Here is a 14,274-nt window from a genome sequence, read left to right as displayed (position 1 = left end):
TTTTTTGTTAAAAACCAATATCAATTACTAAAGGTTGAAAGATAAATTGTCCTTTATTAGGAAGATAAATTCCACGGCAACCAGCTTCAAATTGCTGAGAGAAACGCAAGACGTGGAATTGTGCAGTGAAATCAAAACCAATAGAGGTGAAGTTACCAGTATCCGCACCTTTATAAGTAACTGTCCGCCCATTTTGTGTTTCAGTCCAATTATAACTAGTTTCACCTTTTCCTAAATCCATAAACAGATTAGCTTTCAATCTTTTTAGGTAAACCAATCTCCCTAAATTCCAGTCAGGGTCAAATAAAGGTAGTCTGTATTCTACCGAGCCAGTCGTTAAATCTTCAAAAGCTCTGTAGCTATAACCACGTGGGAAAAAGGTAGGACTTGAGAAAATATATAGATTACTATTTGGAGCGCCAATGGCATTTTTAAACCCAGCTTGATTTTGGAACGCTGCTCTCAAACGAAAGCTATGATGTGGAAAAAATCCCGGTATATATATACTTCCTTGTACAACGGTAATGCCCCCTTGTAAGCTACCACCAAAGGGTAAATTCCTTGTATAAAAGCTAATGCTTTGTCCCCAACGTGGTGCTACATCTCTAACCGCTCTTTTCAATTGTCTGCTATAAGCAAACGTATAAATCATCGAACTTAATGTTCCATTAAAGCTTTCTGAAAGATAACGGTCTTTTAAATCATAGCCCGATACCTGCGTGATGGCGGTATTTACGCCAACTTCTAACGATTGATAATATTTTGAACGAGTAAAGTTAAACGGCAAAGTCACGCCAACGATGATTTGCTGTTGATTCCACTTGTCCGACCGTAGGCTATCCAAAGGATTGGCCCTATCAATATAAATATTGGTTTGTCGCTGCCCATTGGTATAGTTGACATTTATTTTCGGATACCATGCTTCAAAGCTCAAATCAGCAAAGAACTGTCCTGTTTTCTCGTTAGCATTGTATGAATACCCTGTACTGATGGCAGTAGTACTTAATAAATCTTGTGAGGTAATTCCCACATTCAGTTTGTTATTATTCGAGCTAAAGACCGCTCCCCAACTATAAATATTAAAGATGTTGGCTTTGCTATATGGTTTAGTTTCAAAAGACTCGTTTCCTCCACTTTTAAGCAAATTTTCTCCTGCTTCTTGTCTCAATAATTCTCCAAAAAGCTTGACGGGCTTGTTGAGGGTTTCATCAAAGGCTAAAAATTGATTGGGACTAAAAGGCATTTCTACAATTCTATTGCCATTTTCAGTAAAATCATTGAAATACAATAGCTTTCCATCAGCCGAAAAAGCAGGGTTGAAAGCCCCAAATTTGCGATTAGTTACTTGATAACGCTTTTTAGTTGTAAGGTCAAAAGCAAAAATATTATCAATCCCCGTTACGCCAGAATTGAACAACACATAGGCTCCCGACTTGACAGGATGCGCTATGTTTTCATTAATAGGACTAAACAATTCTTTTTCAGCATAGCTTTCAGCGTTGATGCTAACAATATTTTTCTTGCCATTCAGTAGCTTTACTGCCAATATTTCATTGTTCTCCGTCCAACGTGGGTGGATATAAAAAGCATTGTTTGGATTAGGAATCCTTGCTATTTCTCTACCACTTTCAGTTTCCAATACGACTAAGCTATACTTGTTTTCAGGAGTACTTTCCACGACGACTATCTTGCTGGCATCATTTGATAGGGCTGGGGCTGCAAATTTGGTTTTATGGGTTATCTTTTTGGTGGTTTCCGTATTAAAGTCATACACTTTGATAACCGAGTAATCTCGCTGTCCCCAACGAACATCAAAATTAAATTCCGCCCACGCCACTTTAGGCCCAGCCACTGACAGCATACCCGCATTATTAAAAATACCCAGTTCAATTACTTTTTCTTCCGTATTTTGTTTATCCAGAATAACAAACTGCTGAATATCTGAAAGTCCCGATTTTAAGGCTAATACCCTGCCATCTGGTAGTATCTGCGGAAACTCATAATTGGTAAAAAACTTGTTTTTACTGGTTTGAAGACTAGTAACGGGCGTTTCCTCCATGTCTTTCAACTGTGTTTGCCATCGCTGTTTGGCATCCTCAAAGGCATTTGTATACAACTGTTCTGTTGTTAAACCTGTTACTTTTTTAATATTATTAGAGAAAGAAAAGGGGTAAAAAGGCATTCTATAAGTTCTCTCCAAAATTTTATCCCAAGCATCGGCACCATATTTGGTCTTCATGTAAGAAGTCATCAAATAACCATTAACATAATGATTTGGAATAAAATTTTTATACGAACCGCCCACTGCTTTTGAATAACTATAAGCTCCTTTGGTCAACAATTGTGTTCGCAAAGCCATGTCAAAAGTGGGGATTTTTCCTCTGCCCGAAGTCGTTAAAGCTGATTCTGTTCCCACGGCATCGCCCTCTGCAAACCAGTTTGGCACGGCCAATGAATTGATGATTCCTAAGCCATTACTTCCAAAAATGGTATAAACTAGCTTGGTAATACCTGTAAGGGCTTTATCGTACTGCACTACGTGTCTGAATTCGTGTACTGCCAATAAATCTAGCCAATTGTTTGTGCCAAGCAGGGTATAGTCTTGCGGAGGAGTAGTATAAAACTCTGAACGACGTGGAAATAACGAAACAAAACCATTGGAAACAGTCGTTTGATTTTGAAGTAGGATAGAAATCGGACGCGGATTATGCCCTAAGCTGTTACTGACGGGCTGATAAACGGTTTCTAACACATTAGCCGTTCGTTGTCCTAGCGACTGAATATTGGTCGGGAAAATTAAGCGAAAGTGCGGTGTTTTTATCTGCGACCATTTTAAGGAGGCAGGATTTTGAGATAGATTAACTGAGTTTTCTTGAGCAAAAATTTGGCATCCACCCAATAGGGTAAATAAAAAAATGAGTACTCTTTTCATAGATTTTACACAGTAAAATGGATTAGGAATGTTGGAATTTATCACGACTTCAAGACATGCCATGAGTATTTTTAGGAAACGTATTGCTGATGCCTAGCTTGTTAGATATAACTTCAACATCGACACCATATTCATTACTATTAGCGGGTGACTTAAGTCACCCGCTAATAGTAATGAATATATAATAGTCTGTTTGTTAATTATTTAAATGATATTGCGAACTTCTCAAAACTCACAACTCATCATTCACACCTACAAATACTCCTCAAACCTTTCATATAAATTTATAATATAAGCTTTGTTCCCGTTAGGATTTTTCAAGCTCTTTGTAAATTCATACCAGAAGCCATCACCAATCGAAAGAAACTTTCCTGCCGTTTTAGGTTCAGCTTTACTTGCCTTATCGGTAATAAAATCCCCGATAAAAATATGCTGTAGCAAATCGCTGGCTTCTTCCCACGAAATCTTTTTATGGTCTACCACGTCCGCAACGCTTGTTGTCGCCTCTACGGTTCTGTTGGTATAATGTAAGTTCAATTCAAAAGCCGAAGTACTTTTATCTTTTTCTATCTTTTTGAACATCAATTTAAAAGGCGCTTCTTTGCCGTAGGTTTCATATACCGCCTGCGTAAGCTCTTGTAATAAATATTCCCAAGCATCGTGATTAATAGGATTACCCTTTGCCTTTTGATTGATGGTAATTTCCAGAAAATTCTGTTCTTCCTCCAACGCCTTGGTGTTGAATTTTTCAGGAGTTTTGCTAAGGAGGTTTAAAATAGGCGCTTCCCATGCTTTAGATAACTCGCCAGCCCATGCCAAATCTTCATTGCCTGTAAATCCTTCTTCCAAAATCTCCTCGTCGCTCAATTCGTCTCGATAAGTATAGGCAATTTCAAATTTGGTATCAATAAAGTTTTCCTTAAAATCTAAAGTCAGGAGAATCTGATGAGAGAAAGGAGGAGGCAAAATATCTGCCGTCTCGAATTTGATTTCTAATTGTGATAATTTATCTACTTTCATGCTTTTTATTAAGTAATTGAGTGATTTAATGAATGAGTGATTAAGCGATTAATATATTTAAAATAAATACACTCCTCTTTTTATTAGGTCGTTTACTATTGCCTCATTACTTCGTCATCAATGTTTTTTACAAATTTAATCTTTTTATGGTGGCTTTTTTATCAATTTTTCCCGTAGGTGTTTCCGAAAAACTAAAAATCGTAAAAATATTTTTAGGAACCTGATAAGTATCTAAATCATTTTTCACTTTTTCAAGCAACGTCCGTTTAATATCGTCGCTCAAGTCATCAGTTTCAACGACTAGAATTAGCTTTTGCCCAAGTCTATCGTCAGGAATACCAAAAGCAAAAAGGCGGTTGATATGCAAGGGCTTTAAATAAGGCTCAAAGATATTTTCTACTTTTTCTAATTGAATTTTTACGCCACCGCTATTAATAATATTATCGTATCTCCCCGTCAGTTTAAACTGATTATCGGGTAAGATTTCCACCAAATCGTTGGTTTGTATCAATTCAAAATTAGTAGCTGCCGCCATGATGTTCAAACAGCTTCGCTCATCGGTACCAATCTTTACACCTTCTAATACACAAAAATGTGCATCCCTATTGCTTCCATTCAGCTTTTTAATGGCAATGTGCGAGACCGTCTCCGTCATGCCATAGGTACTATACACAGGAACTGATAATTGTTGAATTTGTTCAGCCAATTGATTATTCGTAGCGGCTCCGCCCACGATGATAGCCTTCATGTTGTTCAATGTATCTATCTGCTTTTGATGTTGGCTTTCCAAAATGCTTTGTAATTGCAAAGGCACAAAAGCAACAAAATCAATAGCCTCCTTTGGGACAGTACCAAGGGGATTATTACTAGGCGGAACAATAATCAGTTTTAAGCCCAATACCATGCCTCGCACCAACATCATCGTACCTGCAATATAATCGATATTCAAACAAACCAAGGCTACATCGCCTTTTGTTAAACCAAAAGTTTTTCCAGTGAGCACCGCACTCGCCTCCATTTGTGCTCTAGTAAGGGTAATGGGCTTGGGTTCGCCTGTTGAGCCAGATGTCTTTAACATAAATGTTTGCTCTTGGCTCAACCATTTTTTACAAAACGCTATTACTTTTTTGTCATATTCCGAATCGGCGTTCGGTAAATGATTATAATTTTCAATGATCATGGGATGGAAAATAGAAACACTCCTAAAAACGCTAAAGATAGCATTTTTGAGGAGTGTTCTAAGTAAAAACACAATTGATTTTCTAAGAAACCTTTATCGTGTTTTTGGCACTATCAAATACGGCGGCGAATTGTGAGAGAGGGCTGACGGCTGGCCCATTTATTACTTTTCCTGTCAAATCAAAGTTTGATCCATGATTCGGACAATTAAAACGGTTGTTATCTGGTTCAAAACTTACTGTCGTTCCTTCATGCGTACATGCCTTAGCTACAGCAATATACGTGCCAGTTTTTGTACGTGCTACAATTACATCACCGCTCACTAACGCTTTGCCATTTGTCTTTAAATCAGCAAAGTTTGCATTTGTTAAATCTATCGTAAAATCGATTGTTCCATTGGCTTTTAAGTTGTTGCCTGTTATGCCAGTAGTAGTTCCTCCGCCATTATTCCCTCCATTATTAGCAGGAGTAGGGGTCGACTCGTTTTTGCAACTTGTCAAACAGTTTTGTAAAATTATAGCACCGACACTCACTCCGACGAGCGATAAAAATTCTTTACGTTCCATAAGATGATGATTTTTAAAATTAAATTGAGTAAGATTTGGTTATTGCCAATACGCCAAAAACTTTGATAGAGTTGCGTTGGTTATATTAATTAACAAAGTGCATGATTCAGAAAAATCATCCTTTAGTATTCATTATTAGGCTTAATATGTCTTTATTTTGTAGGAAAAATGTCTTTTTGACAATCGTTTTTGTAAAACATTTAATTGAATAATCTGTATTTTTTATATTTTATAGATTTATTATCTGTATTAATAATATACAATAATTATATTATCCATATTTATTAGTTTTGCTAGATAATTTGACAATTTCTTTGATGTAGTAACATTATCAAATTTTATTAAAACAAGTAGAACCGCTTGTTCTGAACAATTATCATTCAATAAATTAATACAAAGTCATGGCAGAATCTGAAGATAAATTTTTAAACCCTATCAATAAAGATAAAGTAGCTGAAAACCCTGGGTTACTTCCTTATGCACACACCACAGGAAGTGCCGTTATCAAACCTGAGGATTTGGGTAAAACTAAAGGGCGGTCGGTGCTGGCGATGCGTCAACAGACTGATAGACAGATGAATCAGTTGTACGAACAGATGGAGACACTGGCACGTCAGGCAAAGCTATTGGCACAACGTAAGGAAATATCCGAACGAATTTATGATGCTGCTATCGGCTTTGAACCAATTATTAACGAAACCTATTATATGTACGAGAAAGAGAATGGAACAGATTTACTATCGTTGATAGCACCCAACGAATGGGGGCGTTCTTTTAAATATAGTCGGTACTTGGCAAAGTGCTTATTACTCGCCGACCATACGTGGGATGTGCATTATAACGAAGAGCTTAACAAAGAATAATTGGAGCTTTGTAAAGGAGTGATTAATTTTGGGTTCATTTACTTTCCAATAGATTAAACATTTTAATATTATAATAATATGCAGTGGGAAACCCTTAAAGAATACAAAGAGATTTTATTTACTTTTCATGAAGGAATCGCCAAAATCTCAATCAATCGTCCGCAAGTGCACAATGCTTTTACGCCCTTAACGGTAAAAGAAATGATTGATGCCATGAACATTTGTCGTGATACAGAAGAAATTGGCGTAATTATTTTGACAGGTGAGGGTGGAAAAGCATTTTGTTCTGGTGGTGACCAATCTGTACGTGGACACGGAGGATATATCGGTGACGATACCGTACCAAGACTAAATGTATTAGATTTACAAAGACAGATTCGTTCTATTCCTAAGCCTGTAGTGGCGATGGTAGCGGGTTGGGCTATCGGTGGCGGACACGTTTTGCACGTAGTATGCGATTTGTCGATTGCCGCTGAGAACGCTCGTTTCGGACAAACAGGGCCTAATGTAGGTTCGTTTGATGGTGGCTTCGGGGCATCTTATTTAGCTAGAGTAGTAGGTCAAAAGAAAGCACGTGAAATTTGGTTTTTGTGCGACCAATACAATGCCCAAGAAGCATTGGATATGGGTCTTGTCAACAAGGTTGTACCATTGGAACAACTAGAAGAAACAACGGTAGCGTGGTGTAAGAAGATTTTAGAAAAAAGTCCATTAGCACTAAGAATGCTGAAATCATCATTCAATGCTGAATTAGACGGACAAGCAGGTATTCAAGAATTAGCAGGCAATGCCACGCTACTTTATTACCTATCGGATGAGGCGAAGGAAGGTAAAAATGCTTTCTTAGAAAAACGCAAACCAGACTTTAGTAAGTTTCCAAAGTTCCCATGATAATAAATTCCGAAAGCCCCTAAGCTTTCGGAATTTTTATTTTAATTTAAAACTTAATTTATAAATTCTTTAGATTAGAGAGGCGTCAGCATTTTCTGAAATTCCGCTGTTTGAGCGGAGCGAGTTTCGGAATTTCTTGATTTTCTTTTGTTACTTTTCTTTCATCAAGGAAAGAAAAGTAAGGTCTTAAATGAAGAAGGTGACATTGTTTTGAGGGGAATAATCTAAATGAATTTATATATATACAGCATAGTAATAATTATTTTAAAAAAGAGTAATTTCAATCAACACAAAAAACCAAAAAAATACCATACAATTATGAATTATTGGCTCGTAAAATCAGAACCTTTCAAATATTCTTGGGATGATTTCGTTAAACAAGGCACAGGGATGTGGGATGGCGTCCGAAATTTTCAAGCACGCAATAATTTAAGAGCGATGCAAGTAAATGACCTCGTGCTTTTCTATCATTCAAATGAAGGAATGGAAGTAGTCGGTATTGCCAAAGTAGTAAAAGAGGCTTATCAAGACCCTACGACCGAAGATAAAAACTGGGTGGTAGTTGACCTTGTCCCTGTTGAAAAACTGCCTAAAACAGTTACATTAAAACAAATGAAATCTGATGAACGACTCAAGGATTTATCACTAATCAAACAATCAAGGCTTTCAGTTACGCATATTAAGCCCGAAGAATTTGACATCATTCTTGGCCTTGCTCATGAGTAAACAAGCTCAAATAATTAATTTAAAAATATGAAAACCGTCTTTTTTAAAAGTGTTGCTTTTTTTGTATTGATGATTACCACTATTCAATTCGCTCAGGCGCAGAGCTTAAAAAGAGTTGAAATTCCGTTACCATCAAGCAATTCTGAGCTTTTTACCATTCCCATCAACGAACAAGGGGTTTTGGTACTATCTCAGGTGAATAAAACTAATTTTGTGCTTTCTAGGTTCGACACCAACTTGGATCAGGTATGGTCTATTAACGGAACAATTGACGGGAACTTAGATTATGTAAAACATTGCTATGACGGCAAAAGCCTATACTTACTTTTTAGCCGCTATAGAAGTAATGTGTACGAGGTAGTAAAAGTAAATATTGGTCCGGGCTTTATCGAAAAGTACCAGATAATGTCGGTAGATAGGATGGAAGTGTCAGATTTTCAGGCTGTAAACTCTTCAATTTTTATTGCAGGAATGGTTAATAACCAACCTGTTATTCTATTCACCAATCTGGTAGAACGCAAAACAAAGGTATTGCCAAGTGCCTTGAAAAGTCAGGCAGAGATACAATCGATGGAATTGGATACTAGCACCGCTATCGTCAATGTAACGTATGCTGTGGGTACTCGTGGAAAAAACTATCAGTTGGTCGTGAAATCATTTGACGAAGACGGCAAGCAAATATCACAAGTAGTGATGAACCCAGATAACGAATTTGCCATGATGAATGGCAAGCTAAACCTTGTCTCTGATTCAACAGAAGTAATGTTCGGAACGTATGGACATAAAAGCTCGATAGGCTCGTCGCGTGGGCCAACCTCGCAAGGTATTTATTTCTCAAAATTGACCGACAGTGAAATCACCGATTTGAAATTCCACAGCTTTACTGAATTTAAAAACTTCTTTAACTTCATGGGCGACCGCCAAAAGGAAAAGCAAGAGAAAAAGATTCAGGACAAGAAAAACAAAGGAGAAGATTTACGCTTAGACTACCGTTTGTTGGTACATGATATTATCAAACAGGATGATAAATACATCATGGTAGCCGAAGCATTTTATGCCGACTATCGTTATAATAATTACAACCCTTTCGGGATGTATAATGGTATGGGTAGCCCGTATAGCTCTTTTTATAACCCTTATCGTTGGGGATATGGCTATTATGGTTTGTATTCACCTTTCAGCTCGTATTATAGCCCGTGGGGATGGGGAAATAGGTATTATGGCAATCAACAAACATTTGATGGCTGGATTTATACCCATGCTATCGTAGCGGCGTTTGATGAAAAAGGTAATTTGCTATGGGATAACAGCATCGAAATGAAAGATGTGAAAGAGCAAAAACTAAGCGAAAAAGTAAAAGCTTCGATAAAAGGAGACGAAATTACGCTTTCGTACAGCAATAAAGGACAAATTTTTACTAAAATCATCAAAGGCGATACCATTCTTGAAGATACCCAAAGCTCGAAAATAGGTACGCAAATGGAAGGAGATAAAGTAAAACAGACTACTTCTGATGCAATCGACTATTGGTATAAAAACTACTTCATTGCCTCTGGTTATCAGCGTATTACGAATGATAGCGAAGGCGGACGAAGAAATGTATTTTATATGAATAAGATTTCATTTTAGTTCAAATAAAGGCTTTTGATTAACTTGCAGCGGTATTTCAAAATAAGAGTCCGCTAGACATTATTAACCTCACCCCCAACCCCTCTCCTTCAGAGAGGGGAGCTTTAAGCACTAAGGTCTGCTCCCCTTCTCTGTAGGAGAAGGGTGGCCCGCACAGGGGCTGGGGGATGAGGTTTTACAGAATAATATCTAGCGACATTCTTATTTGGGATACCGCTTTTTTTGTTGATGACAAAATCAATATAGATTCCATAGACAGCACAATTTATGCAACAAGAGATTATTAAACTTGAAACGCCCCAAAACTGGAAAGAATATCAACTGATTGATTCTGGTGGTTTCGAGAAATTAGAAAAATTTGGGAAATATATCCTTCGTCGACCAGAGCCACAAGCCGCTTGGGATAAGTCTATGCCCGATTCAGAATGGGAGAGGAGCGCACACGCCACTTTTAAAAAAGATAAAGGTTCGCAGGAAAAAGGAGAGTGGATTGTAAAAAAAGGCGTAGAAGAACGTTGGTTTATGCCTTATAAAACCAATGCCTTGGATTTGAATTTTAAATTAGCCCTTTCGTCATTCAAACACGTCGGGATTTTTCCAGAACAAGCCTCCAATTGGGAATTTATCGTGGATAAAGTAAAAAAACTTCCTGTCAAAAATCCTAAAGTATTGAACCTGTTCGCTTATACGGGCGGAGCATCTATTGCTGCCAAACAGGCTGGTGCGGATATCACCCACGTTGATTCTATCAAACAGGTAATTTCATGGTCGAGGGAGAATATGGAAGCGAGCAATCTTGAAAATATTCGTTGGGTAGTAGAAGATGCTTTGAAGTTTGTAAAACGCGAAGCCAAGCGTGGCAACGTTTACCAAGGGATAATACTAGACCCCCCAGCGTATGGCCGTGGCCCCGATGGTGAAAAATGGATTCTGGAAGAGCAAATAAATGAACTACTCAAAACGGTAGCACAAATCCTAGACAAAGAAAATTACTTCTTAATCTTGAATATGTACTCAATGGGCTTCTCTTCGTTAATCGTTGAAAATTTAGTAAAATGTTCTTTCAGCCAAACCCAAAATCATGAGTTCGGAGAGCTTTATTTACTAGATGACTTCAAAAAGAAACTACCTCTTGGAGTATTTTACAGATTTGCGAGTGTTTAGTGGGCCAACACTTCAATAGCTTTTAAGAAAACTAAAAAAAGCACGAAATAGTACACTTTTTTCATGGGTATGTATAAATTATTAGTGGTTAATTGTTTGGTACAAAAGTAGTTACATTATTATCGTTTTTCAAAATTTAATTTGCAGAAAAAACAATAATTTATGAAAAAATAATATTGTACAAACAACTAACCACCAATGATTATGCAAGCCCTGTTATTTATTACGATAGACTCTTTCGTAAAACAGTGGGAAAATGAATAATGTCAGTACCGTAGCACCAACCAACCCACCGATTACGACAATCGCCAATGGTTTTTGTGACTCCGAGCCAATGCCTGACGAAACTGCCGCTGGCAACATCCCGAATATACCCATCAATGCCGTCATCATTACAGGACGCACCCGCGACTGAACTCCCTGTAAAACAGACTCATGCAAGGATAGCTTTCGATGGAGGTTATCTTTGAATACCTCAATCATAATTACTCCATTCTGAATACAAATCCCGAACAATGCAATAAACCCAATACCTGCCGAAATACTAAAGTTCGTCCCCGTTACCAACAGTGCCAACGACCCCCCAATAATGGCAAAAGGCACATTGGTAAACACCAAGCCAGCATCTTTCAAGCTACCAAACATCAGATACAAGATAAAGAAAATGGTAATCATCGAAATCGGCACTACCTGCGCCAAGCGTTTAGACGCTCTTTGTTGGTTTTCAAAATCACCCTTCCATTTCATTTCGTAGCCCTTCGGCAACGCATGAATCACCTTGTTTACCTCTGTTTGAGCTTCTTCAATGGTGCTACCCATGTCACGACCACGTACCGAGAATTTAACGGCGATAAAACGCTTGGTGTCTTCTCTGAAAATCAAACTTGGACCTGTCAAGGTACGAATCACGGCGATTTCCTTGATAGGAATTTTTGTGCCGTTCATCGTCGGAACCATCAAATCTCCAATTTCAGCTTCTGACTTGCGGTATTCTGATTGGAAACGGATACGAATATCAAACTTACGCTCACCTTCAAACAACTGGCTAGCCGTTTGCCCACCAATCGCCATGGATACCACGGCCTCAGCATCTGCCGCCTGTACACCGTATAAGTCCATTTTTTGTTGGTCAAGCTCAATACGAAGCTCTGGCTGTCCCAAGTTTTTGATGATGCCCAAATCTTCTATACCATCAATCTTCTTCAATACATCATTTACTTTCTCAGCTTGTTTTTCTAGAAACTCAAAGTCTTGCCCGTAAATTTTTACTGCAATAGAACCTTTCACCCCCGATACGGCCTCCTCAACGTTATCCATAATGGGTTGTGAGAAACCAAGGCTTACTCCTTGAAACACATCCAATTTCTTTTGCATTTGCTCAATCAATTGTGCCTTGGTTAAATGACTCTTCCATTCTTTTTGCGGATAAATATCAACGTGAAATTCTACGTTATAAAAACCCGTAGGGTCAGTACCATCATTTGGTCGCCCAGCTTGTGACATTACCTGACGCACCTCTGGGAAGCTCTCAAATACCTTTCGCATATCATTGGCATACCGTACCGACTCGTTCAAACTAATACTCCGTGGCATCGTCGCCCTTACATAAATTGAGCCTTCGTTGAGTTGAGGAAGGAATTCTGTACCATGAATTGTCAATGTCCATAATCCAACAACGGTAATGATAGCAGTAGTGATAAAAGTACCTTTCTTATGCGAAAAGCAATAGTTGAACAACATCATCGAATATTTCAAGACACCATCTACAAAGAAATTTGATTTTTCCTTAACGTTCTTATCCATCAAAATACTCACCATCACGGGCACAAGCGTCAGCGTAAATATCAATGCTCCTAACAGGGCTGCACCTAACGTCCAAGCCAAAGGCGTAAACATTTTACCTTCTACTTTCTGGAAAGCGAAAATCGGTAAAAGGGCTACCAAAATGATTACTTTAGACGTAAAGATGGCTTTCCCCATCGACGTACCTGTACGTTTTATCAAAGAAAGCTTGGCTAACTTATTAAAACGCTCCATGCCCACTTCGTGTGCTTTGTGGGAAAGTACCACAATCAACCCTTCGACGACGACCACCGTACCATCAATGATAATCCCGAAATCGACTGCCCCTAATGAAAGCAAGTTTACCGACATACCCATCAACTTCAGACAGGTAAAAGCAAAGAGCAGCGCCAGCGGAATAATCATCGCTACAATCAAAGACGCACGCCAATCGGCTAAGAAAATCAATACCATCAAGGTAACCAATACAATACCTTCTAATAAGTTATGCGAAACCGTTTCGATACAAAAATCTAACAACGTTTGGCGATTATAAAACGCCTTGATATTAATATCAACAGGAAGAATTTTGGTATTCAACTCTTCTACTTTTTCGTTCAAACTCTTGATTACTGCCGAAGGGTCTTCGCCTTTACGCATTACCACGATACCCTCAACGGCGTCGTTGTTGTTGCCTCGACCTACTTGCCCAAGTTTCGGCAAAGCCGATTCGCTAACGGTAGCCACCGTTTTTACATATACGGGAACGCCGTCAATGTTTTCAACCAAGATATTTTCAATGTCTGAAATATTGGCTAATAAACCAATCCCACGCACTACATAAGCCTGATTGTTTTTCGTGATTACATCACCTCCAACGTTGATATTACTTTTCTGTACCGCCTGAAATACATCCAACGGTGTGATATTATACGCCTGTAAAAGATTTGGGTTTACACTGATTTCATACGTTTTTACTTCACCCCCAAAGCTTACAATATCCGCCACACCTGGCACAGACCTCAAGTTTCTATCAACTACCCAATCTTGAATTTCCTTTAATTTTCTGGCACTCAGCGACTTTGAATCAAGCGTGTACCTGAAAATCTCACCCGTTGGGCCATACGGTGGTTGAATTTCTGGTTCAACGTCATCGGGCAAACTTAGTCCCTGCAAGGCATTGTTGATTTGAATACGGGCAAAATTGTTATCTACACCATCATCAAACATCACCACAACCACCGATAAACCAAAGAGGGTAGTAGACCGCACAGTGGTTTTTTTCTGCACCCCATTCATCGAAATCTCAAGCGGGGCAGTCACAAACTTTTCTATTTCTTCCGCACTTCGTCCCGGCCATTGCGTAATAATCGTTACTTGCGTATTGGTAACATCGGGAAAGGCATCAATTGGGGTATTCAAAAAACTAAAAATACCACCAACCACAATGACAGCCGTGAAAAAAAACACGGCAAATTTGAATTTAAGCGATAAAGCCAATAATGTTTTCATGGTATCGTAT

10 protein-coding genes are annotated in these 14,274 nt (G+C 38.4%); 5 read left to right on the top strand and 5 right to left on the bottom strand.

What is annotated here, in order from left to right:
• Positions 1-7: 7 nt before the first annotated feature.
• The 4 genes from AC07N0_RS22550 to AC07N0_RS22535 form a co-directional block, all read right to left on the bottom strand.
• Positions 8-2,932, bottom strand: a complete 2,925-nt coding sequence (locus AC07N0_RS22550; RefSeq protein WP_494591101.1) for a hypothetical protein — start codon at positions 2,930-2,932, stop codon at positions 8-10.
• Between the two features lie 252 nt (positions 2,933-3,184).
• Complete coding sequence (locus tag AC07N0_RS22545) at positions 3,185-3,952, bottom strand: hypothetical protein (RefSeq protein WP_494591100.1); 768 nt, start codon at positions 3,950-3,952, stop codon at positions 3,185-3,187.
• A gap of 127 nt (positions 3,953-4,079) precedes the next feature.
• A complete protein-coding gene (locus AC07N0_RS22540) occupies positions 4,080-5,132 on the bottom strand; it encodes an AMP-binding protein (protein WP_494591099.1) in 1,053 nt (350 codons plus the stop codon).
• An 82-nt stretch (positions 5,133-5,214) separates the two neighbouring features.
• The gene (locus tag AC07N0_RS22535; protein ID WP_492799557.1) at positions 5,215-5,697 is read right to left on the bottom strand and encodes a QcrA and Rieske domain-containing protein; all 483 of its coding nucleotides are present in this window, start codon (positions 5,695-5,697) and stop codon (positions 5,215-5,217) included.
• Positions 5,698-6,098: 401 nt separating this feature from the next.
• Between AC07N0_RS22535 and AC07N0_RS22530 the strand changes: the two genes are divergently transcribed.
• The 5 genes from AC07N0_RS22530 to AC07N0_RS22510 all read left to right on the top strand — a co-directional run bounded on the left by AC07N0_RS22530 (position 6,099) and on the right by AC07N0_RS22510 (position 10,970).
• Positions 6,099-6,560 carry a DUF2452 domain-containing protein gene (locus tag AC07N0_RS22530; protein WP_309922736.1) on the top strand — a complete coding sequence of 154 codons (462 nt, stop codon included), beginning with the start codon at positions 6,099-6,101 and terminating at the stop codon, positions 6,558-6,560.
• 78 nt (positions 6,561-6,638) lie between these two features.
• A complete protein-coding gene (gene menB, locus AC07N0_RS22525) occupies positions 6,639-7,451 on the top strand; it encodes a 1,4-dihydroxy-2-naphthoyl-CoA synthase (protein ID WP_323250144.1) in 813 nt (270 codons plus the stop codon).
• A 318-nt stretch (positions 7,452-7,769) separates the two neighbouring features.
• Positions 7,770-8,177, top strand: a complete 408-nt coding sequence (locus AC07N0_RS22520; protein ID WP_309922730.1) for an EVE domain-containing protein — start codon at positions 7,770-7,772, stop codon at positions 8,175-8,177.
• Between the two features lie 27 nt (positions 8,178-8,204).
• Entirely contained in the window at positions 8,205-9,806 is a 1,602-nt protein-coding gene (locus AC07N0_RS22515; RefSeq protein WP_492799555.1) for a hypothetical protein, read from the top strand.
• 267 nt (positions 9,807-10,073) lie between these two features.
• A complete protein-coding gene (locus AC07N0_RS22510) occupies positions 10,074-10,970 on the top strand; it encodes an RsmD family RNA methyltransferase (protein WP_494591098.1) in 897 nt (298 codons plus the stop codon).
• A 216-nt stretch (positions 10,971-11,186) separates the two neighbouring features.
• On the opposite strand, the gene AC07N0_RS22505 is transcribed toward AC07N0_RS22510, so the two are convergent.
• Complete coding sequence (locus AC07N0_RS22505; RefSeq protein ID WP_494591097.1) at positions 11,187-14,264, bottom strand: efflux RND transporter permease subunit; 3,078 nt, start codon at positions 14,262-14,264, stop codon at positions 11,187-11,189.
• Positions 14,265-14,274: the final 10 nt, after the last annotated feature.

This window comes from Arcicella sp. GW821-FHT09D11 (assembly GCF_059416265.1).
This window is presented reverse-complemented; position numbering and strand designations above follow the sequence as displayed.

Bases quoted from the DNA above. Each gene is read 5' to 3' on its own strand.
- AC07N0_RS22540 (WP_494591099.1), bottom strand. From the start codon at position 5,132: ATGATCATTGAAAATTATAATCATTTACCGAACGCCGATTCGGAATAT.
- AC07N0_RS22510 (WP_494591098.1), top strand. From the start codon at position 10,074: ATGCAACAAGAGATTATTAAACTTGAAACGCCCCAAAACTGGAAAGAA.
- AC07N0_RS22530 (WP_309922736.1), top strand. From the start codon at position 6,099: ATGGCAGAATCTGAAGATAAATTTTTAAACCCTATCAATAAAGATAAA.
- menB (WP_323250144.1), top strand. From the start codon at position 6,639: ATGCAGTGGGAAACCCTTAAAGAATACAAAGAGATTTTATTTACTTTT.
- AC07N0_RS22515 (WP_492799555.1), top strand. From the start codon at position 8,205: ATGAAAACCGTCTTTTTTAAAAGTGTTGCTTTTTTTGTATTGATGATT.
- AC07N0_RS22550 (WP_494591101.1), bottom strand. From the start codon at position 2,932: ATGAAAAGAGTACTCATTTTTTTATTTACCCTATTGGGTGGATGCCAA.
- AC07N0_RS22535 (WP_492799557.1), bottom strand. From the start codon at position 5,697: ATGGAACGTAAAGAATTTTTATCGCTCGTCGGAGTGAGTGTCGGTGCT.
- AC07N0_RS22520 (WP_309922730.1), top strand. From the start codon at position 7,770: ATGAATTATTGGCTCGTAAAATCAGAACCTTTCAAATATTCTTGGGAT.
- AC07N0_RS22545 (WP_494591100.1), bottom strand. From the start codon at position 3,952: ATGAAAGTAGATAAATTATCACAATTAGAAATCAAATTCGAGACGGCA.
- AC07N0_RS22505 (WP_494591097.1), bottom strand. From the start codon at position 14,264: ATGAAAACATTATTGGCTTTATCGCTTAAATTCAAATTTGCCGTGTTT.